The sequence below is a fragment of the Paenibacillus sp. FSL L8-0638 genome, from assembly GCF_038593075.1.
In the GTDB taxonomy this organism is placed as follows: domain Bacteria; phylum Bacillota; class Bacilli; order Paenibacillales; family Paenibacillaceae; genus Paenibacillus; species Paenibacillus polymyxa_D.
This window is the reverse complement of sequence record NZ_CP151960.1, coordinates 3,121,333-3,144,157: the sequence shown is the minus strand read 5'-3', so window position 1 is coordinate 3,144,157 and position 22,825 is coordinate 3,121,333. Positions and strand designations below refer to the sequence as shown.

Annotated in this window: 17 protein-coding genes; 14 read left to right on the top strand and 3 right to left on the bottom strand. The window is 45.1% G+C overall.

Annotated features, from left to right (window positions below):
• Positions 1-11 precede the first annotated feature (11 nt).
• The 7 genes from MKY35_RS13630 (at position 12) to MKY35_RS13600 (ending at position 10,194) form a co-directional block, all read left to right on the top strand.
• Positions 12-992 carry an alpha-ketoacid dehydrogenase subunit beta gene (locus MKY35_RS13630; protein ID WP_013310510.1) on the top strand — a complete coding sequence of 327 codons (981 nt, stop codon included), beginning with the start codon at positions 12-14 and terminating at the stop codon, positions 990-992.
• Positions 993-1,026: 34 nt separating this feature from the next.
• Positions 1,027-2,640 (top strand): 2-oxo acid dehydrogenase subunit E2, encoded by a 1,614-nt coding sequence (locus MKY35_RS13625; protein ID WP_277397970.1) that lies wholly within the window; start codon positions 1,027-1,029, stop codon positions 2,638-2,640.
• Positions 2,641-2,643: 3 nt separating this feature from the next.
• Positions 2,644-4,065 (top strand): dihydrolipoyl dehydrogenase, encoded by a 1,422-nt coding sequence (lpdA, locus tag MKY35_RS13620; RefSeq protein WP_039271311.1) that lies wholly within the window; start codon positions 2,644-2,646, stop codon positions 4,063-4,065.
• A gap of 251 nt (positions 4,066-4,316) precedes the next feature.
• On the top strand, positions 4,317-5,111 hold the full coding sequence (thyA, locus tag MKY35_RS13615; protein WP_069011721.1) for a thymidylate synthase: 795 nt from the start codon (positions 4,317-4,319) through the stop codon (positions 5,109-5,111).
• Positions 5,112-5,128: 17 nt separating this feature from the next.
• The gene (locus MKY35_RS13610) at positions 5,129-5,617 is read left to right on the top strand and encodes a dihydrofolate reductase (protein WP_039271314.1); all 489 of its coding nucleotides are present in this window, start codon (positions 5,129-5,131) and stop codon (positions 5,615-5,617) included.
• Between the two features lie 238 nt (positions 5,618-5,855).
• Entirely contained in the window at positions 5,856-7,343 is a 1,488-nt protein-coding gene (locus tag MKY35_RS13605; RefSeq protein WP_342443982.1) for a glutamate synthase subunit beta, read from the top strand.
• A gap of 526 nt (positions 7,344-7,869) precedes the next feature.
• Positions 7,870-10,194 (top strand): DNA topoisomerase 3, encoded by a 2,325-nt coding sequence (locus MKY35_RS13600; protein WP_342443981.1) that lies wholly within the window; start codon positions 7,870-7,872, stop codon positions 10,192-10,194.
• Between the two features lie 69 nt (positions 10,195-10,263).
• Here MKY35_RS13600 and MKY35_RS13595 read toward each other — a convergent pair whose 3' ends face one another.
• Both MKY35_RS13595 and MKY35_RS13590 read right to left on the bottom strand, forming a co-directional pair.
• Entirely contained in the window at positions 10,264-11,028 is a 765-nt protein-coding gene (locus MKY35_RS13595) for an HAD family hydrolase (protein WP_342443980.1), read from the bottom strand.
• A 66-nt stretch (positions 11,029-11,094) separates the two neighbouring features.
• Positions 11,095-12,012, bottom strand: coding sequence for a hypothetical protein (locus MKY35_RS13590; protein ID WP_023988964.1), 918 nt, complete (start codon positions 12,010-12,012; stop codon positions 11,095-11,097).
• A 440-nt stretch (positions 12,013-12,452) separates the two neighbouring features.
• On the opposite strand from MKY35_RS13590, the gene MKY35_RS13585 reads away from it, so the two are divergent.
• The 5 genes from MKY35_RS13585 (at position 12,453) to MKY35_RS13565 (ending at position 17,870) form a co-directional block, all read left to right on the top strand.
• Complete coding sequence (locus MKY35_RS13585) at positions 12,453-13,610, top strand: MFS transporter (protein WP_069011733.1); 1,158 nt, start codon at positions 12,453-12,455, stop codon at positions 13,608-13,610.
• A gap of 82 nt (positions 13,611-13,692) precedes the next feature.
• On the top strand, positions 13,693-14,418 hold the full coding sequence (locus tag MKY35_RS13580; protein WP_029517452.1) for an ATP-binding cassette domain-containing protein: 726 nt from the start codon (positions 13,693-13,695) through the stop codon (positions 14,416-14,418).
• A complete protein-coding gene (locus MKY35_RS13575; protein WP_342443979.1) occupies positions 14,415-15,749 on the top strand; it encodes a hypothetical protein in 1,335 nt (444 codons plus the stop codon). Before MKY35_RS13580 ends, MKY35_RS13575 begins: the two co-directional genes overlap by 4 nt.
• 1 nt (position 15,750) lies before the next feature.
• A complete protein-coding gene (locus tag MKY35_RS13570) occupies positions 15,751-16,449 on the top strand; it encodes a response regulator transcription factor (RefSeq protein WP_007432526.1) in 699 nt (232 codons plus the stop codon).
• The gene (locus MKY35_RS13565) at positions 16,446-17,870 is read left to right on the top strand and encodes a HAMP domain-containing sensor histidine kinase (RefSeq protein WP_029517454.1); all 1,425 of its coding nucleotides are present in this window, start codon (positions 16,446-16,448) and stop codon (positions 17,868-17,870) included. Before MKY35_RS13570 ends, MKY35_RS13565 begins: the two co-directional genes overlap by 4 nt.
• An 86-nt stretch (positions 17,871-17,956) precedes the next feature.
• On the opposite strand, the gene MKY35_RS13560 is transcribed toward MKY35_RS13565, so the two are convergent.
• Positions 17,957-19,183, bottom strand: a complete 1,227-nt coding sequence (locus MKY35_RS13560) for a glucose-1-phosphate adenylyltransferase (RefSeq protein WP_029517455.1) — start codon at positions 19,181-19,183, stop codon at positions 17,957-17,959.
• 235 nt (positions 19,184-19,418) lie between these two features.
• Here MKY35_RS13560 and glgB point away from each other — a divergent pair, with 235 nt between their 5' ends.
• Together glgB and glgA are read left to right on the top strand one after the other, a co-directional pair.
• Entirely contained in the window at positions 19,419-21,341 is a 1,923-nt protein-coding gene (glgB, locus tag MKY35_RS13555) for a 1,4-alpha-glucan branching protein GlgB (protein WP_342443978.1), read from the top strand.
• A gap of 21 nt (positions 21,342-21,362) precedes the next feature.
• Positions 21,363-22,805 (top strand): glycogen synthase GlgA, encoded by a 1,443-nt coding sequence (gene glgA / locus MKY35_RS13550; protein ID WP_342443977.1) that lies wholly within the window; start codon positions 21,363-21,365, stop codon positions 22,803-22,805.
• Positions 22,806-22,825: the final 20 nt, after the last annotated feature.

Genomic DNA, 22,825 nt, shown 5'->3' with positions numbered 1-22,825 from the left:
AAATGAAGCAAATGGCACAAATGAACATGAAAGAAGCGATTCGTGACGCACTGCGCGTAGAGTTGAAACGCGACCCTAACGTCCTGCTTTTCGGTGAAGACGTAGGTCATGTAGGTGGCGTATTCCGCGCTACAGAAGGTCTGCAAAAAGAATTTGGCGAAGAACGTGTATTCGATACTCCGCTGGCGGAATCCGCAATCGGGGGTCTTGCTGTCGGTTTGGGTATTCAAGGCTTCCGCCCTGTAGCTGAAATCCAGTTCGTAGGCTTTATCTTTGAAGCGCTTGATCAAATGGCAATTCAAGCATCCCGTATGCGTTACCGTTCCGGTGGACGTTACAATTCTCCAATCGTATTCCGTACACCTTTTGGTGGCGGTGTTAAGGCAGCCGAGCTGCATACAGATTCCTTGGAAGGCCTGCTGGCTCAAACACCTGGTATCAAGGTTGTTGTTCCATCCAACCCTTATGATGCAAAAGGTCTCATGATTGCGTCTATTCGCGACAACGATCCTGTGTTTTTCATGGAGCATTTGAACTTGTATCATGCATTCCGCGCTGAAGTTCCTGAGAATGATTACACAGTTGAACTGGGCAAAGCTAATGTAGTTCGCGAAGGTTCCGATGTGACGATCATTACTTACGGTATGATGGTACACACTTCGATTAAAGCTGCGGATGAGCTGGAAAAAACAAAAGGTATCAAAGTAGAAATCATTGATTTGCGTACCATTAGCCCGATTGACATTGATACCGTTGTTGCTTCTATTCAAAAAACCAATCGTGCCATCGTTGTTCAAGAAGCGCAAAAGAGCTCCGGTGTAGCTGCTGAAGTTATTGCACAAATTAACGAAAAAGCAATCCTGCATCTGGAAGCACCCGTTCTGCGTGTAGCAGGTCCGGATACCGTTTATCCTTTTGCTCAAATTGAAGATACTTGGTTGCCAACGCCAACACGTATCATTGATGCGGTTAATAAAGTATTGGAATTTTAATTAAAGCACACCGTAAATTTGGGAGGTTTTAAACGTGGCTAAATTTGAATATAAATTCCCGGAGCTAGGTGAAGGTCTTCACGAAGGCGAAATCATCAAGATGCACATTAAGCCCGGCGACAAAGTAACAGATGAAGATATCATCATGGAAGTACAAAACGATAAGGCTGTAGTTGAAGTTCCTTGTCCGGTTAATGGTACAGTACAAGAAGTATTTGCCAAAGACGGTGACATCTTTAACGTAGGTCAAGTCGTAGCTGTAATTGATGCAGAAGGTGAACTTCCCGAACAAGAAGATGCACCAGAAGCACCAGCTGCTAGCCCTGAGCCAAGTGCTGCTGCACAAAGCGGAGCTGCAGGTACAGCTAGATTTGAATATAAATTCCCAGAGCTGGGTGAAGGTCTTCACGAAGGCGAAATCATCAAGATGCACATCAAGGCCGGCGACAAAGTAACAGATGAAGATATCATCATGGAAGTACAAAACGATAAGGCTGTAGTTGAAGTTCCTTGTCCGGTCAATGGCACAGTACAAGAGGTATTTGCCAAAGACGGCGACATCTTTAACGTAGGTCAAGTCGTAGCTGTAATCGCTGCAGAGGGTGAACTTCCTGAACAAGAAGAAGCACCAGCTGCTGCTAAACAAGAACAGGATGCTGCACAAGGCGGAGCTAACACTAAACCAGCTGCAACCCCTGCTGCTTCTAACAAAGATGTACTAGCTACACCTAGCGTCCGCAAATTTGCTCGTGAGCAAGGTGTAAACATCGCTCAAGTGAGTGGCTCCGGCAAAAATGGTAAAATCACCAAAGAAGATGTAGAAGCTTTCAAAAATGGTGGAGGCCAAGCGGCTGCACCAGTAGCGAAAGAAGCTGCAAAAGCACAAGAGCCTGCTAAGAAAGAAGCGAAAGCTGCAGCAGCATCCGCACCAGCAGCAGATCCACGTGCTGAGGAAGAGCGCGTACCATTTAAAGGTATCCGCAAGGCTATTTCCAATGCTATGGTTAAATCGGCTTATACGGCTCCGCACGTTACGATTATGGATGAAGTAGATGTAACTGAACTGGTTGCTTTCCGTACTCGTATCAAACCAATTGCTGAGAAGAAAGGCACAAAAGTAACATACCTGCCATTCATCGTAAAAGCTTTGGTTGCTGCTTCCCGTCAATTCCCGGCTCTGAATGCCTCAATCGACGAAGAAGCAAACGAAATTGTCTACAAAAAATACTACAACATCGGTATCGCTACAGATACAGACAACGGTTTGATCGTTCCTGTTATCAAAGATGCTGATCGTAAGAGTATCTGGATGATTGCTGATTCCATTCGTGATCTGGCTGTGCGCGGTCGTGATGGAAAATTGGCAGCGAATGAGATGAGAGGAAGCACAATCTCCATCACTAACATCGGTTCCGCAGGCGGTATGTTCTTTACTCCAATCATTAACTTCCCTGAAGTTGCGATTTTGGGTACTGGCCGCATCAGTGAAAAAGCAGTCGTGAAAAACGGTGAAATTGTTGCCGCTCCAGTAATGGCTCTTTCTCTGAGCTTTGACCACCGTATTATTGACGGTGCAACTGCTCAAAACTTCATGAACTATATCAAACAGCTGCTCGCTAACCCTGAGTTGCTTGTTATGGAGGTGTAATCAATGGTAGTAGGAGACGCTTCTCTGGATATTGACACATTGGTTATCGGTGCGGGTCCTGGCGGCTATGTAGCTGCCATCCGTGCCGCACAATTAGGACAAAGCGTATTGATCGTTGACAAATCTGAGCTGGGCGGTGTCTGTCTGAACCGTGGATGTATTCCATCCAAAGCTTTGATCTCTGCAGCTCATCAATACGAAGCAGCTAAACATGGCGAGTCTTTCGGTATTTCGGCTGAAAATGTAAAAGTAGACTTCGCTAAAACACAAGAATTCAAAAACGGCGTTGTTAAGAAAATGACAGGCGGCGTAAGTGGCTTGCTCAAAGGCAACAAAGTTGAAGTTTTCAATGGTGAGTGCATGTTCATCAACGAAAACGAAGCGCGTGTATTCAACGAACATGAATCACCACGTTACCGTTTTAAAAATGCAATTATCGCAACAGGTTCCCGTCCAATCGAACTGAAACCATTCCCTTTTGGTGGACGCATTCTGTCTTCTACAGAAGCATTGAACCTGCCTGAAATTCCGAAAAGCCTGATCGTAATCGGTGGTGGATACATTGGTGCAGAGCTCGGACAAATGTACTCCAAATTCGGTTCCAAAGTAACGATTATTGAAGGTATGGATACAGTGCTTCCTGGTTTCGACAAAGATATGACTTCGATCGTTGCGAAAAGCATGAAGAAAACGGGCATCGAAATCTTCACTGGCGCTAAAGCGGAAAGTGCAGAGCAAACAGATAAAGACGTAACAGTGAAATTCTCCGTTAACGGCGAAAGCAAAGAAGTAACTGCTGATTATCTGCTTGTAACTGTTGGACGTCGTCCAAACACAGACGGTGAACTGGGTCTGGATCTGATCGGCCTAGAACTGGATGAGCGCGGAATGGTGAAAGTTGATCACCAAGGACGTACTAGCATTCCTCACATCTTTGCAATCGGCGATATCGTAGCTGGTCTTGCTCTGGCGCACAAAGCTTCTTACGAAGGTAAAGTAGCTGCTGAAGCAATTGCAGGCGAGCCGTCTGTAGTAGATTACAAGTGTATGCCGGCTGTCGTTTTCACGGATCCAGAATGCTCCAGCGTAGGCTACACAGAGTCACAAGCCAAAGAAAAAGGCTACAATGTCAAAGTTGGCAAGTTCTCTTATGGAGCAAACGGTCGTGCGGTTTCCCTGAACGCTGCTGAAGGTTTTGTGAAAATCGTTGCTGACGCTGACACAGGTTTGGTACTGGGTACGCAAATCGTAGGTCTGGAAGCTTCCAACCTTATTGCTGAGCTGGGTCTGGCGATTGAAATGGGTGCTACACTCGAAGATATCTCCTTGACTATTCATGCTCACCCTACACTGGGCGAAATCGTTATGGAAGCAGCGGAAGTCGTGCTGGGTCATCCGATCCACGCATTGGCACCACGTCGCTAATACCTTTTTTCATTATCTCGTTTTCGTTTTCATACATGACAAAGAGAGGCAAGGAGCGCTATATCTGCGCTCTTTGTCTCTTTTTTTTCAAACTTTAGGATTTTCAGGACTACCATGAAAATTCACACAGTACATGGTCAACGAAGTACCGTACATGATAAACTAACTATAGATATGGGTGCAGAAAAGAATTTTAAAGATTAGAATCTGGCGATGCCAGGTTTTATTCATGCTCAAAGGAGAGGAATAACGTGCGTAACTATTTGGAACTGCTGGAGGATATTTTAGAGAATGGAGTAAAAAAAGAGGATCGTACAGGAACGGGTACACTATCTGTTTTCGGAAGGCAACTCCGTTTTGACCTGGCCAAGGGCTTCCCCTTGGTGACCACCAAAAGAGTACATTTGAAATCCGTTATTCATGAGCTGTTATGGTTTTTGCGGGGAGATACCAACATTTCTTATCTCAAGGAGAACGGAGTTACCATTTGGGATGAGTGGGCAGACGAGCAGGGGAATCTGGGGCCTGTATATGGGTCGCAATGGCGCTCGTGGGAAACAACAGACGGACAACATATTGACCAAATTGCGAATGTCATTGAAGCTATTAAAAAAAATCCGGATTCACGTCGACACATTGTCAGTGCTTGGAATGTGGCTGAAATCGAATCGATGAAGTTGCCGCCATGTCACTTTGTATTTCAGTTCTATGTAGCTGGAGGGAAGCTTTCCTGTATGCTAACGATGCGTTCTGTGGATACCTTTTTAGGGTTGCCGTTCAATATCGCAAGTTATGCATTACTAACGCATATGGTTGCACAGCAGTGCGGTTTGGAGCCCGGCGAATTTATTTGGTCAGGCGGCGATGTGCATATTTATTCAAATCATATGCAACAAGTGCATACACAGTTGGAACGTGATCCTTATCCGTTGCCTCAGTTGAAAATTCTGCGCAAGCCGGATTCGATTTTTGATTATACCTACGACGATTTTGCTTTTGAAAATTACGAATATCATCCAGGGATTAAGGCGCCTGTCGCCATTTGATTAGAGGAGGTGGGAAAATGGGCATTTCAATGATATGGGCTATGGCACAAAATGGTGTGATCGGCCGAGATAACAAACTTCCCTGGCGCCTCCCTAGAGACATGGCCTTTTTCAAAGAGCAGACGATTAATAAAACGGTACTCATGGGACGCAAAACGTGGGAATCCTTTGGAGGAAAAAGCCTGCCAAACCGGCGTAACGTTGTCTTGACCCGAGATCTGCGCTATCAGACGGAAGGTGCGGAAGTAATTCATTCACTGGAAGAAGGACTCCAATTAGCAAAGCAGGAAGAGTTAATGGTCATCGGAGGAGCAGAGATTTATTCACTGTTTTGGCCACATGCTGATCGGCTGATTGTGACTCGGATTGAGGAGATTTTTGAAGGCGATACAACCTTCCCTGAGCTGGATTGGAACGGCTGGAATATAGTTAGTGAGACCCCAGGTATCAAGGATGACAAAAATCCCTATGAGTATCGTTTTGTTGTTTACGAGAGAACCGAATAAGAATAGACTATATCCGACCCCACTCATTTGAAAAATTAATAAACCATATAAAAAATCCTTTTGGCTGTTGATGCAGAAAGTTGCATAAGTTTTCATCACTTTTACGCTGTATTGTGATACAATAAATCAAATTCAATGAGAACAGACCCTTTCATAACACAAATAGACAAATTCGAATTTGACTTAAATTCTGAATGGATGATCGGGGTTCATAAGCGAAGAGATGGGGGAACGTAACATGTCTACACCAACTGGATTTATGGAATACACACGACAGCTTCCTACAGACCGGGACCCGGCAGAGCGTATAAAGGATTGGGAAGAATTCCATAAGCATATGTCTGAGGAAGAGCTGCGTACCCAAGGGGCGCGTTGTATGGACTGCGGAACCCCTTATTGTCATACGGGGATGGATATCATGGGAGCAACTTTAGGCTGCCCGGTTCATAATCTCATTCCGGAATGGAACAATCTCGTATATCGTGGTTTGTGGAAGGAAGCGCTAGAGCGGCTGCACAAAACGAATAACTTCCCAGAATTCACAGGTCGTGTTTGTCCTGCGCCATGTGAGGGTTCATGTACTGTGGGACTGATCGGACAGTCTGTTACAATTAAAACCATTGAGGAAGCTATTATCGAAAAAGGTTTTGAGGAAGGCTGGGTTGTCCCTAATCCGCCAGAAAAGCGTACAGGCAAACGAGTGGCTGTTGTCGGTTCAGGTCCGGCAGGTTTGGCTGCAGCGGCTCAGCTTAACAAAGCAGGGCACAGCGTGACTGTGTATGAGCGTGCAGATCGTGTGGGTGGATTGTTGATGTATGGCATACCGTCCATGAAATTGGATAAAAAGGTTGTTCAGCGGCGTGTGGATTTGCTGGAGGCTGAAGGTATTCAATTCATCACCAATACGGAAATCGGCAAAGATATCCCTACCGATCAGTTGATTGGTGAATATGATGCTGTTGTTCTATGCGGTGGTTCTACGAAGCCAAGAGAATTCAACATTGAAGGTAGCGATTTGAAGGGTGTTCATTATGCGATGGATTATCTGAATGGTACCATCAAAAGTTACTTGGACTCCAATCTGGAAGATGGCAACTATTTGTCTTCCCAAGGTAAGGACGTTATTGTAATCGGTGGCGGTGATACGGGTTCGGACTGTGTAGCTACTTCTTTGCGTCATGGTTGTCGGAGTGTCACTCAATTTGGCACACATACCAAAGCACCTATGGAGCGTGACCCGATTGCCAATCCTTGGCCACAATTTCCAAACGTGTATTCTCTTGATTATGCACAGGAAGAAGCTAAGGCGTTGTTCGGAGAAGATCCACGTGAGTTCTCCATCATGACGACCAAATTTGTAGGTGATGAAAACGGTAATCTGAAAGAGCTGCACACCATTCAAATTCAACGGATTGTTAATGAAACAGGGCGCAAAATCTATCAACCGATTCCAGGTACGGAGCGCGTATTCCCTGCACAAATTGCTCTTATTGCCATTGGATTTGATGGTCCTGAGCAAACGATTGTAGAGCAAATTGGCTTGGAGACGGATCGTCGTTCCAACGTTAAAGCACGTTATGGAAAATATGTTACTAATGTGGATAAGGTTTTTGCTGCAGGCGATATGCGTCGCGGACAAAGTCTTGTTGTGTGGGCTATTAATGAAGGTCGAGAAGCTGCACGAGAAGTTGATAAATACCTCATGGGCGCTACCGTTTTGGTGTAATTATAAATTTTATGTTACGGATCAGTCAAAGCTCCATCTTCGGATGGGGCTTTATTGTATTTCAAGCTGAGTCTGCCAGAAGCGAAAAATGAATAAATGATTATTGAGATGTGAAACATTGTGAAATATATGTTATATAATATAACTTAAATTTAATCGTATCACCATATATTTCTTATCTAAATTGATCATAACATAAAAAAGAGTGTTTGGTGTAGCTTTTTTATAGAAAAAAGAATTATTTCACAAGAAAATTTGATAAAATCCGATATATATGTGATATAAATTAACATATACATAACTTTCGTTGACTATTTAAAATCATGACCTGAGAGAACCATGGTATCTATGGTATAATACACGTATATTGTTGAAGCGTTTGACTAAATGAATTTACAAAGGAGCTTTCGTCGAGAGAAGGCTCCTTTTGCATGAGGCCGGGATACCTGTGTTTTCATTAATATCCATGTATATGTATGATTCATGGAGGAGAAACAGAAGGCCGTCAGGAAGGAATGGAGTATGAATGAAGACGTTGATTATTGCTGAGAAACCGGATATGGGACGGACGATTGCCGCTGTTATGGAGCCGCGGGCTAAAAATAACCGTACCTATTTGGAAGGGGAGAAATACATTGTAACCTGGGCGATCGGGCATTTACTGGGTTTGGCTGAGCCGGATGCATACGATGCTAAGTACAAGCGATGGAATATTAAGGATCTTCCTATTATCCCTGAGCAGTTCAAAATTGTACCGAATCCGAAAACAAAAGATCAGCTGAAAATGATTGGTGAACTGGCCAAACGCTGTGATGCCATCGTAAATGCTTGTGATGCTGGACGGGAAGGGCAATATATTTTTGCGTTGATCCAACAGCAATTAAAGTTGCGTCAGCCAGTTAAGCGACTGTGGATTTCAGACTTGACAGCGGAAAGTATTGCGACAGGCTTTGAACGATTGCGAGATGCTTCGGAGTTTGAATTTCTGACTCAAGCTGCGCGGGCACGAAGTGAAGCGGACTGGCTGATCGGCATGAACGCTTCCAGAGCGTTCACAACACGACATAACACACTGCTGTCGGTAGGACGGGTGCAGACTCCCGTGCTGGCACTGATTCATGACCGGGAAAAAGAAATTGAGGCATTTCAGTCTCAAACCTTCTATGACGTGTGGGCAGAATTTAAGCAAGATCAGATCAAGTACAAAGGTGTGTGGCAGGGGGATAGGCTGACGAAGCCAGAGGAAGCTGAGGAAATCGCTGCGGCTGTTCGCGGAAAAATAGGTAAAATCACCAAATATGACACCAAGCAGACAAAAGAGTATCCTTTTAAATTGTACGATTTAACGCTGCTTCAACGCGAGGCGAATGCCAAGTACGGTTATTCGGCCAAAAAAACACTGGATGTGGCACAAGCGCTTTATGAGCGCCACAAGGTCATTTCCTATCCGCGTACCAATTCTAACTATGTGACAGAGCAAAATATAGACGGCATGCACAAGGCACTACGGATGCTGGGGACAGGTCCTTATGCTGATCTGGTCCAACAAGCCAACCCCAATTTGGTTCATAAACAGAATAAATCGGTCTGCAATCCATCTCGTGTTGAGGATCACCATGCTATTTTGCCGACGTTAAAAAGGCCAGGAACACTAAGCAAAGAAGAGCAAAATGTATATGACCTGGTTATTCGCAGGTTTTTGTCGCATTTTTTTCCGCCTGCTGAATACAAAATGCATACCGTAATGACACAGGTGGACAAGCATCTGTTTAAAACAAATATTAAAGAGCTTCTTTCCTTGGGGTGGAAAGTAGTTTTAAGTAAGGTTGATCAGGATAAAGGTAAAAAGAGCAAATCACCGAAAAAAGAAGATGAAGAGGAAACGGACGAGTGGACGGACAAGAAGTTTGAGATTGATGCGGGGCGTCCCGTGGATTGTGTTCGCGCCGAGATGAAAGAAAAGTCGACTCAGCCCCCTAAAAGCTACACGGAGGGTACATTGCTTAAGGCGATGGAAAGCGCGGGTAAACAGATGGAGAATGAGGAATTGCGTGAGGTCATGAAGGATGCCGGTTTAGGCACACCTGCCACGCGGGCCGCCACAATTGAACGATTGAAAAAAGTTGGCTATATTGAAATGAAGGGTAAAAAGATTCTTATTACGGAAAAAGGAAAGATGGCTATTGACCTGATCCGTCATGCCGGGGTTGATCTATTAGCCTCCCCGGAGATGACAGGTCAATGGGAACGTCGCCTACATCAAATTTCCAAGGGTGAGGCGGCTCAAGAGAAGTTTATGGAGAACGTTAAAAGATTTACGTTGTCCATCATTGATAAGGTGAGGCAGCAGCCGCCGGCTCCGGCAAATGCCTTTGGTGAGGAAGCAAGGGGGAAGCGTGCGGTTGGAAAAGAAGGCGCACGTAGTGCGCGTGCGAGCGGACGCACCGCCGCCAAAGGGGTGGGCCGTGCTACATCAGGACGCGGTGGCAGCGCTGGAAGCGCAACGCTAGAGCAAGCAGCACCACCAGCACGCAGCTCTTCCGACGGATCCTCAGGCATTTCAGGAAGCCAAAGGCAAGCTTTAGGTAGCTGCCCACGCTCTAATTGCGGCGGAAGCATTATTGAAGGCCGTAAAGGGTATGGGTGCAGCCACTACAAGCAGGGTTGTGGCTTTGTCGTCTGGAAGGAATATGCTGGAAAGCAGATTACCGAAACGATGCTCAAGTCCTTGTTGACGAAGGGACAGACGCAATTGTTGTCTTTTAAGCGTAAAGATGGATCGACCGTCAAAGCGCGAATTGTTCTGAATAAACCTGGTACAGGACAACTTAGCGTTCGAGAGGAATCCTGAGACAGGGTTTAGACCACTATTTTGGCTGAATCAAAGGTTGAATAACATTTTAAATACAAAAAAGGGACCCTATCCGAGGGTCCTTTTTTGTTGGTGCAATTGTATGCTTTCGTGGATAACCCGTGGTACTTCCGTTAGCTTCTGTATCGTATACATCACGGAGTTTACGTTTTTTTGCAGTTCAACCATATTGTAAATCCATTCCTTAGGCTGCTTGAGATAGACAGCGTGAATACCTGCGGCAAGGGCTGGAGATACATCAGTGCGCAGAGAATTCCCGATCATCCAAGTGATGTTTCGGTCCAAGCGATTCATTTGGATGATTTCTTCTAAGGCTTCGACATTTTTATGCTGACGAATGTAGATGCGGTCATCAAAGTAGGTAGCCAGTTTCATTTGTTCAATCTTTCTTTCTTGAATGATCTGCTCACCGCCAGTATACAGATGGAGGGAATGCCCTGCTTTTTGGAGGGAGTTCAGCGTTTCGACCATGCCTGGATACGGTTCGATTTCCTGTTCGTACACACTTCGGCCAAGAGAGCGAAGCTCCTGCTCTTCCCGAGAATCGAGACGGCGTCCGAATTGTTCTGAGAAAAATTGGTACGTATCTATCAAAGATTGTGGGAAATGCTCGCTGGCAAAGCCTACTTGATGAACTCCAGCCACATCAATTTCGATTTGTTTTTCACGAATCGTATTTTTCGTTAGGTTATGAGTTGCAAACCATTCCTGAAGCAAATCGAAAAAGTGGTTGAGGATCAGGTCAAAATACTTGTTGCAGTGGACTAAGGTGTCATCAAGATCAAATAAAATGTGCTGCTTCGGATACGACATGATGCATACTCCTTCCAAGCCAAAGCTTTAACGCTGCTTCGGTTATAACTAAAAGTACAATTCAAATTACAATCCAATATAGGATTCCAAAAATACTTGTAAATCAGCCGCGCCATCGGGACGGATGCTGAATTTTTCCTTATGATAACGTCCGATGTGAATACGAAGCAGACCAGCCACTCGTAAAATCATCATATCAGACATGAGTGTATCTTCCAAACGGCTCAAATCATGGCGCATATCTTCGAGAGACTTAGGACCTTGAGCTACATAACGCAGAATTCGTAGCCGCTGCGGATCATTAACCGCACGAGTGAGCCGTAGCAGAAGCGTAGGCGGTTCTTCCTCGCTCTCCTCGGGGATATCTACTGGATACTGGATCAGCAGTGTGCGGGTATAAAAACAGTATGAATTAATCGGGCGATTATGGACAACTGGAAATAGGACTACTGTATCCAGGTCTTCCATGTGTGGCACGACTAGTCCAGCTGTCGCATATTCAACCAGTGCTTCCGGTTCCATTTTACTCAGCAGCATGCGCTTTTCCGCAGCGTCTTCTTCTGCCAACACACGCAGTTCGCCTTCCAGGGCCCGAAAATAATCACGATCCCACAATTTGAGGAGTGGTGCGTATACCTTACGAATGCGTAAAGATTCTTCAAAGGTTAAAAAAGGGATATGCGGAACGAGCAACTCAAACATATCTTTATCCGGACCGTGGTCCAAATAAGAGATATAATCAGATATTTCATCTGATTCCGGACGAAGTAACGCCCAAGCATAGAGTGCGTCATAATCGCTAAAAGGGCAATCCTGAGCTGTAGCCAGCTCAGTACGAACTTCATGTTGTAGTCGTGCATCTACCTTGTCGATCCATTCATGGCCCAAGTCCATATCTTGAACCCACTTTTTAGTCACATAGGCCATGAAGCTGCCGAGCAATTCATAAATTGGAGAAGTGTCTATTTTAATTTGATAACTCATGGAACCCAATGCCTCCTATTCTGTCTTCTAGCCCAGAGCGGTGAACGTAATTAAGCCCGTCCATAAGCAAAACATGAGCATTTTAATAATTGCTCATTTATTTATTATGGCTTGTTCTGCCAGGGATTGTCCACTATAATATGAAATAGTGCGTTGTGACGTGAATGGGTTCGGATTGAACATACGAGGCTCCTTAACCGAAGGGAGTCAGATACATACCAGACAAGCTCTTTCCGTAAAATCGTCATCTCAGATGGCGATTTTTTTCTTCTCTTCTTTAATACGCAAATTACACCTGAATTTGTATGTGATTTGCCGGTTTGGCAGGACGGCATGGAATACATAGTGATAAGAATTATTATTGATTATGGAATCAAATGCAAATCATTTCATAATATTGATTTTTAATTATTTTATTTGTTAGATCAGGAGGAGCTAGGATGTCGTCGTCGTTACGGGTTCATTATTTTATTTTAATTGCTGTTATTATTGTTGCCGGATTATGCCAAGGTTTATTATTACCTATTTTGTCTATCTCGTTGGAACAAATGGGAGTTTCATCTTCACTAAATGGAATGAATGCGGCTGCTCTGTATATTGGTTCATTCGCAATGACGTTGGTGGCAGAACGGACATTGGGCTGGTTAGGGTTTAAAAAGCTGATGGCCGGTGGGCTTGTGCTAGTGCTCATTACGCTGCTGCTGTTTCCGCTAATCCCTGATATTCGGGTATGGTTCATACTGCGTCTGCTAGTAGGTATTGGTGACAGTGCATTGCACTACTCTGCGCAGCTATGGATATTGCTGGTGACTCCAGCAGAGAAGCGAGGGCGAAACATTTCCTTTTATGGTATGTCTTACGGTCTGGGTTTTGCATTAGGACCATTGGGATTATGGCTACTCGATTATGGAATGCTGGTTCCATTTGCTGCGTTGGCCTTATTGTGCTTGCTTGTTTTGTTGTTGGTGTTAATTAAGCTGCCGGACTCCAGACCAGAGAAGCTGGAGTCCGAGGCGCGTCCCACTCAAAGATTTCGTCGCAGCTACAGCTGGGCATGGTACGCTCTTTTGCCTGCATTTCTATATGGCTATATGGAAGCGAGCCTGAACAGTAACTTTCCAGTCTATGGCCTGCGTATTGGCTTTCATACCGATGAAATCGCCGCCTTGCTGCCGTTCGTCAGTTTGGGAGGGTTAGTGCTGCAGCTGCCGCTAGGGATATTGAGTGACCGTTGGGGACGTAAAAAGGTGCTAATGAGCGTAGGCATAGCAGGGGGAATGACCTTTATGTTGCTACCATGGAGCGGCAATCATTTTATGTTCACTTTGATATTGCTGACCCTAGCAGGTGGTTTAGTAGGCTCCTTTTTCTCCCTCGGTTTGGCCTACGCCGCTGATCTGTTGCCCAAATCATTTTTAGCAGCCGCGAATGTACTGGCATCCTTTCATTTTAATCTGGGAAGTGTGATCGGACCTAATATTAGCGGGGGGTTGCTGGACTTTGGAACTCAAGGCAGCATGTTTCTTGTCCTTGGTGGTAGTTACATTGTTTTCGGATTGTTAGGTTTGTTTTCCAGAAAAAGAGTAACGGCGGTTTAAAACTGCGGTTTGCATGGTATTTGTTTCACATTTACTATAAAATATAAACAGTATTGATGGTGCGCAAAGGGGAATCACTTAGATGATTAAAATTCGGAAGCTGACCAAACAAGTGGGACCTGAACGGACCCAGCTACTTCGAGGAATTGATGCTGAAATTCATCAAGGCGAATTCATAGCCATAGTGGGGCCAAGTGGAAGCGGCAAAACGACGCTGCTTCGCTGTCTTGCTTTACAAGAGCCATGGGATGAAGGCAGTTTAATTGTAGGTGGCAATGATGTGCTGAAATCCGGTTGGACTGGCAAGATGAAAATAAAGCGGGAATGGGCATACCTGGAGCAAAACCCGCATCTAAATATGAATCGAACCGCTCTTAAAAATGTGCTCATTGGCAGATCCGGTCAAACTCCAATGTGGAGAATGGTGACCGGTATGGTGCGTTCCGACGATTATATGGGAGCGATGGACGTACTGGAGGATCTGGGTCTGCTGGATAAGGCGCATGATAAATGCGACAAGCTCAGCGGTGGCGAGCGGCAGCGGGTAGCGACTGCGCGTGCTCTCGTGCACGGAGCTAAAGTTATTTTAGCTGATGAGCCTGTAAATGGACTTGATCCAGCTTCGGCAGCGCATGTATTGGAGACTTTTCGCAAGCTGTGTTCTGACGAGCGGGTGACGATCATGACTGTATTGCCGCTGGAAATGGCTGAACGCTTTGCTTCCCGTATATGGGGGTTGAATGATGGTGAATTGGTGTTTGATATTCAGGGAAGACGATTGACACAAGCGGAAAAGAACAAATTGTGAAGGGGACGGCAAGAGAAGTGAAAATAATGCTGTTGAGAATGGTGACTGGCTGCTGTTCCTTGCTGCTCCTTGCTGGATTTTTAAGCGGCTGTAATGTTATTAGCGATCCCATTTCGCTGATGGAGACACCGACGATGTCTGACGAGAAGCAGGAACTGAATGGTGCAGTGAATACGCAACTAGGGGCGGTACAGCCTTTAAGGCCGAATGATCCAGATGACCCGACGCCAATTCGAACGGGTGATTTGAACAATGATGGCACAGACGAAGCAGTGCTCTTTTATGAAACGCCAGATGAGAGCGTAAAAATACATGGTGCCTTGTTTGAAGATCAGGGCGGAACGTGGGTAAAGAAGCTGACGTTTGATGGGGAAGGCACTGTGCTGGAGTCATTTAAGCTCGTGGATTTAACGAATGATGGAACACTCGATATTGTAGCGGGTTTTTCCAGCGGAGATAGTGGCGATGGCGGGGACCAGAAGGGACTCATCGTGTATTCCTATACCGGAGGAACTCTGGAGAAAATATATGCTACAGGTTATACGGACTTCGTCGTAGATGATTTTAACCATAACAAGATGGACTTAAACGGGGATAAATTGAATGATTTGACGATTATCACGCTGCGACGTAATGAATTCTTTACAGTTAAAACATTCCAATTCAGTGGGGGAACCTTTAAGGAAATCGGATCGTTGGATTTGGACAGTCAGGTCTTAGATGTCTATAATGTCGTTGCTGGCAAGGTAGCCGAGGGTAGGCAGGGGATTATTATAGACACCAAAATTGCTCAGACCACTACCGTTTCCAATGTTATTGTGATGGATCACGGCAAGCTCAGGAAGCTTAATCTTATGGATGTCACCTTCAAGGATGCGACCATCGCCAGTGGTGATGTGGATGGTGACGGTATTCTGGAATTTGGTAATTTGGAGAAGCCTAAAGGTTGGAGTAACAAGCCGCTGGATGAGGTTCCATATTTTGTGTCGTTCTATCAGTGGGACGGGGCGAAAGGAACGATTTTTAAGCAGCAGCAGTATCGTGATTCTAATGAACAGGTCTACTTCAGATTACCGAAAGAGCTGCATGGTAAGGTGACGATTGATCCGAAAGTTTCGAAAAAGGACAGCTATTTGCGCTTTATTTTGGATGATACAGACAAAACGATAGCGGAAATTAAATTTTTCTCGTTGTCACAATGGGAGCGAAACAACGAAGGGTATAGCCAACTGTGGCGAACGAATGCGCAGGTCATTGGCATTAAGCGATCCAGTGAGCTGGAACCGCGTAAAACCATTAAAAACAAGCTGGGGGAAAGGCAGGTAGAGTAGAGTGAGCAAAGTTTTAATCATGGAAGACGAGGAATCCATTCGCAGCTTTATCGTCATTAATTTGAAACGTAACGGTTTTGAGGTGCTGGAGGCGTCGGAAGGGCATGAGGCTCTGAATATTTTGAACACGGTGCGGGATATTGATATTGCACTGCTTGACGTAATGGTGCCCGGTATGGATGGTTTTGAAGTCTGTCGGAGAATCCGGGAGACGAATGAGCGCATCGGCATTATCTTTCTCACAGCGAAGGTACAGGAGCAGGATAAGGTTTATGCCTTGTCTGTAGGGGCCGATGATCATGTGAGCAAGCCTTTTAGCCCAACGGAGCTGATTGCACGTATTCAATCGTTATTGCGTCGGGTGAATGTTCATCGTGAAACAGCAGCCAAAGTGTCCTTCCAGTCTGGACCGTTCACCCTAGATTTGATTGCTAAGCAATTTAAGAAGAACGGGCAGCTGATTGAGCTGACACCGACTGAGTTTTCCCTGATTCAATTTTTTCTGGAAAAAGAGAACACGCCGCTCAGCCGAGATGTTCTACTTGATCACGTATGGGGCAAAGAGTATATGGGCGATCCGAAAATTGTAGATGTGAATATCCGACGTCTTCGGCAGAAAATTGAAAACAATCCATCCGAGCCAGCTTTTTTACAAACAGTTTGGGGACATGGATATAAATGGAAAGGTCAGTCTCAATGATCAAAAAGGGAATTCGCCGACAGATTGTGCTTCACTATTTTTTCGTAGTGTTCTTAGCGCTTCTGTTAGTAGAAGTCATTTTTATGTTTGCACTCCGGTCGTACTATTACGATTCCATTTACAAACATATCGAAAGCCGTATCGAATCGGTAAGTGAATTTGCACCCAAATTTAAAGAGCCGGAACAGTCTTTGCAATCGTATTTGTTAAATACATTTTCTCTGCCCTTTACTGAACTGCAGTTGCTCGATGAACAGGGAAATGTAATTGATAACTCGACGAATTTTGCAGCAGATCTAAGTGTGCAAACAAGTGATGTGACACAAGCATTAGCTGGAGATACGGGCAAATGGATCGGAAAGCAACCGAGCACGGGACAGCAGGTGATGGCGGTATCTCAAAAACTGGACAATATCGTCGGAGACCAGGTGTACGTTATTCGGTATACAACCTCGCTGGAATTGGTAAATGATAAGCTGTTTACGATTACGCTGTTTTCTCTTGGCATCATGGCAGCTGTACTGGTTATTGTATTTGTGGTCAGTACAGGGCTCGCGAATTCCATTGTTAGACCGATTAATAATATCCGCGATGTATCTGCTCAGATGGCTCAGGGGAGGTTTGATACACGCATTGAAGGCGATTATCGGTATGAGTTGGGTGAACTGGCTTCGACTCTGAACTATATGGCACAGGAAATTGTCAGAACAAATCAAATCAAGGATGATTTTATTTCATCTATATCTCATGAATTGCGTACTCCGCTTACATCTATTAAGGGTTGGAGTGAAACGTTAAATTCTGGCGGCTATGACCCCGAAGAGACGAAAATCGGGATGAAGATTATCTCTAAAGAGACGGATCGGCTGATTGGCTTGGTGGAGGAAATTCTCGATTTTTCCAAGCTGGAGCAAAATGCCATGAAGCTTGTAATGGGAACGGTAGATCTCCGGGAGCTTTTGCAGGAAATTATGCTGAACGTATGGGCCAAAGCAGAAATGAAGCAAATAAAACTTCAGCTTGATTCGGAAGAAGCGGCATATTTCGTCCATGGAGACGGTAACCGTCTAAAACAGGTATTTTTGAACATTGTGGATAATGCTATCAAGTTTTCGCATGAAAGCTCAATTATTTTTCTGTCGCTTCAACGGGTTGATGGCAATATCGAGATATCCGTACAAGATACAGGAATTGGAATTAGTGCTGAAAATCTTGCCAGAGTAAGAGACCGCTTTTTCCAGGTAGACCACCAAAACGGTGGTACTGGACTGGGATTGGCAATCTCACAACAGTTTGTCGAGCGCCATCATGGTCAGATGCTCATCAGAAGTGAACTGGGGGCGGGCACCACTATTACAGTTTCATTACCTGCTCTGCAAGCAGAACAATCCGTGGAACCACCACAACTCACTGAAGAATAGATTTAAAGCCTACTTATAGGTGCAATTAGAAAAACAGCCAGTCCTCTCAAATCGGGAGGGCTGGCTGTTTTTGATTGGGGGTAACGTTATGAAGTAAAACCTTCGGCACGCAAGCGTGTATTGCGCTCGTAAGCTTCTTTCAGCATACGTGTAGTTTGCGGCCGTACCGCCATTTTACCAAATACCACTTCATTGGGTCCGATGACCATAATTTCGCCCGGACTGCCTTTAATGACAGCACCATCGCGAATCACAGCACCTTCACCGATAATCGCATGTTCAATATGCACGTTACGTCCAATGCGTGTGTCCGGCATAACGATACTTTCTTTGATGGCTGATCCTTTACCTACCTCGACACCACTAAATACAACGGAGCGTTCAATTCGGCCCTCTACTTGACAGGAATCATGCAACAAGCTGCCCAATGGTTGCGTTTGACGGTTAGGTACCTTTTGTGCGCTCAACCTTGTGCGGCGTTCACGTGTATACATCGGCCAATCCTTACGTTGAAGGTCGATCGCACAATTCTCGTGTAACAAATCCATGTGTGAATCCCATAGGCTTTTAACGGTACCTACGTCCTTCCAATAGCCCTGGAATTCATAAACGTACAAGGATTCTTGATCCGCTAACATTTTAGGTATGATATCTTTACCAAAATCATGACTGGATTGAGCATCCTGTGCGTCTTCTAACAGGTAGTTTCTCAAGTAATCCCATTTGAAAAGATAAATACCCATAGAGGCCAAATTACTTTCCGGTTTCTCAGGTTTCTCTGCAAATTCTGTGACACGTAGATCTTCATCCGCACTCATAACACCAAAACGGTGTGCTTCATCCCAAGGTACCTCCATGACAGAAATGGTAGCCGCAGCTCCTTTTTCCTTATGGTGGTTCAGCATTTCGCGATAATTCATATAGTAGATATGATCACCGGATAAAATAAGCACATGCTCCGGATTTTGGCTGTCAATATATTCAATATTCTTATGAATAGCATCTGCCGTTCCTAAGTATTCAGCGTTACCTGTGTTGTAAGATGGAAGCAGGGTAATTCCTTTGTCATCTGTTTTTGTAAGACCCCATGGTGTTCCATCCCCGATATGTTCGTGCAAGGATTCTGCCTCATATTGCGTCAGTACACCTACAGTATCAATGTCTGAATTTACGCAGTTACTGAGAGGAAAATCGATGATTCGGTAATGACCGCCAAAAGGTACGGCGGGTTTTGCAATCGTTGAAGTAAGGGGAGCAAGACGGCGTCCCTCTCCGCCTGCCAGCAGCATGGCAATGCATTCTTTATTAAACATTTCGTTTCCCTCCCGGTTTAGTTGTCAGTGTAGTACATACATAAACGGTATGGGGTACTCTTGAAACCATTAGGTATATAAGATTCCCCAAAAACTAAGGTTTATTTTTTTCCTAGTCATTTTTCTGTTCATTGTGGCTAGAATGGGGTAATAACTCAAGTCAGCTTTGACCCAAAAGCGAATGCATTACTGATTCATACATTTTTACTTACAAACATATAAGGGTGGTGACGTGATGACAGACCAAACTCTTCCGCAACAGGCTATTTCATCGGAAGATATTTATTTGTTTCATGAAGGAACGCTTTATCACAGCTACCGATCTTTGGGTTCCCACCTTACTGTGGAGAACGGAGAACAGGGCGTCCGCTTTACGGTCTGGGCTCCTCATGCTCTCCATGTCGGGCTTGCTACAGATCGCAACAACTGGAATGGGGAACAGGATTCCTTATATAGGGTTCCCAAATCCGGTTTTTGGAGTCGTTTTTTTCCGGGGATATCCCAAGGAACTTTTTACAAATACGACATTACGGGTGCAAACGGTGAACGATTTCTGAAAGCAGACCCTTATGCGGTACGTGCTGAAGTGAGACCGGCAACGGCTTCTGTGGTAGCTTCTATAGATGGTTATACTTGGAACGATGCGATTTGGCGCCGAAAACGTAGAGCACCGTATGGAAAGCCTCTACACATATATGAGCTTCATCTGGGCACTTGGAAGCAAAAAGAAGATGGTACGTTTTATACATACAGGGAAATAGCTGAGCTTCTTGTGCCTTATGTGGCTGATATGGGGTATACACATATTGAGCTGATGCCGCTGAGTGAACATCCGTATGATCTTTCCTGGGGCTACCAACTTACTGGATATTTTGCACTCACAAGCCGTTATGGAGAACCGCATGATTTTATGTATTTGGTGGATCGTTGCCATCAGGCGGGAATTGGAGTGCTGATGGATTGGGTCCCAGCCCATTTTGCAAAAGATGCTCATGGATTAAGGATGTTTGACGGATCGCCCCTGTTCGAATATGCGGATCCGCTGATTGCGGAAAAGCCCGGCTGGGGAACGCTGACGTTTGATTACAGCAAACCGGAGGTGCGTTCTTTCCTGATATCTAATGCGTTATTTTGGATGGATATGTACCATATTGACGGCCTGCGGGTAGATGCTGTGACGAGTATGCTACGGCTGGATTTTGAAAAGCAGGACGGTCAATATCGTTTTAACTCTAAGGGAGGTATTGAAAATGAGGAGGCTATTGCCTTCCTTCAACAACTGAATGAAACAGTATTCCGCTATTATCCGTATGCTCTGATGATGGCAGAGGAGTCCAGTGCCTGGCCTATGGTAACTTCCCCGGTAAGCGATGGAGGACTCGGTTTTAATTACAAATGGAATATGGGCTGGATGAACGATACGCTTGATTATATCGAAACGAATTTCGATCAGAGGCCGGAGCGCCATAATTTGCTGACATTCCCCATAGCTTATGCGTACAGCGAAAATTTTACACTGCCGTTGTCGCACGATGAGGTTGTTCATGGTAAGAAGTCGCTGCTTGATAAAATGCCGGGTAGCTATGAGCAAAAATTTGCCGGGCTTCGAGCGCTTCTCGGTTACCAACTCACTTCGCCGGGCAAAAAGCTATTATTTATGGGAGGGGAATTCGGCCAATTCATCGAATGGAAGGATGAGGAGCAGCTTGACTGGTTTCTGCTGGATTATGACAGTCACCGTTCGCTGCACGCTTTTACGAAAGCGCTGAATCATTTGTATATTCAGGAAAAGGCACTATGGGAACTGGATCATTCGTGGGATGGATATCAGTGGATTGAGGCGGAGGACCGTGGGCAGAGCGTAATTACGTATTTACGTAAAAGTAAAAAGCCAGGAGATACATTGGTCGTGCTTATTAACTTTCAGCCCGTACCGAGAGAGAACTACCGAATTGGGCTGGAAAAGGCCGGGAGTTATATCGAACTGCTGAACAGTGATCATAAGGACTTTGGGGGAAGTGGCCAGCTAAATACCGGAATGATACGGACCGCCCGTATTCCTTGCCACGGTCAGCTTCACAGCTTGGAGGTGACCATACCACCCCTGAGCATCGTTATACTCAAGAAAGCGCCTCGGAGGCCTAAAAAAGCAGATTAACCACATAAGGAGGAAGCATATATGAACATTTTGTTTGCGGCAGCAGAAGCACATCCATTTATTAAAACAGGCGGGTTGGCTGATGTCATTGGCGCACTGCCGAAGGCACTTCGTCAGGCGGGGTGCGACGTCCGAATCATTTTGCCTAAATATGCGGGGATTCCCGATACTTATAAAAATTCTCTACGTCCGGTAGCAGTAAAGCAAGTAGCCGTAGGCTGGCGTAATCAATATTGTGGAATAGAGGAACTGACATTAGACGGAATCAAGGTTTATTTTATAGACAATGAGTATTACTTCGGTCGTGACGGTATTTACGGTTATATGGATGATGGCGAACGCTTTTCTTTTTTTAACCGGGCGATTTTAGAAGTGCTGCCTGAACTGAACTTTCAGCCGAATATTTTGCATTGTCATGATTGGCATACGGCGATGGTTCCGTTACTTCTGAATGCCGATTATCGACATTTACCCTTCTACAGCGATATTCGCACGGTGTTTACGATACATAATCTGCTGTATCAGGGGGATTTTCCGTATGAGGTCTTAACTGAGCTGCTCAACCTGGATGGGAGCTATTTCACCTCCGAGGGTGTGGAGTATCATGGCAGACTGAATTTTATGAAAGGTGGGCTTACGTACTCGGATCATGTCACGACCGTGAGTCCAACCTATGCAGAGGAGATTCAAACGGAATTTTACGGATATGGGCTTGAGGGTCTGCTTCGTAAATTGGGAGATCAGGGTCGCTTAACAGGGATTGTGAACGGAATTGACACCAAAAGCTATAATCCTGCTACGGACAATCGTATTTATACGAAGTACCGAACGAGTCTGACAAAGAAAAAGGAAAACAAAATTGGTCTGCAAAAGGAGCTGGGTCTGCCGGTACGGCCGGACGTACCTATGGTTGCCATGGTAACCCGACTTGTAGATATGAAGGGGCTAGATCTGGTAACGAGAGTGCTTGATGAAATTTTGTATTATGATGATATCCAGTTTGTCGTTTTGGGAACAGGGGATCCGGCTTTTGAGCATTGGTTCCGTGAGGCAGCGGGACGCTATCCACTGAAAATGTCGGCGCAGCTTGCTTTTAGCGAACCTCTGTCACGAAAAATATATGCGGCAAGCGATATGTATCTTATGCCATCAAGGTTTGAGCCTTGCGGGATCAGCCAACTGCTAGCGCTTCGTTATGGAAGTATCCCTATTGTGCGAGAAACTGGGGGCCTTAACGATACCGTGCAGGCTTACAATGAGTCTACAGGGGAAGGAAATGGATTTAGCTTCACGAACTACAATGCACATGATATGCTGAACACCATTCGTCGTGCTGTTCATTTTTATCGCCAATCTGAGCATTGGTCGAAGCTTACACAGACGGCTTTCGCAGGAGAATATAGTTGGGATGTTTCAGCCGAAGCGTATATGGATATTTACCATTTGCTCACAAAGACGGACTGAGCGGAGTAGGAACACCATAT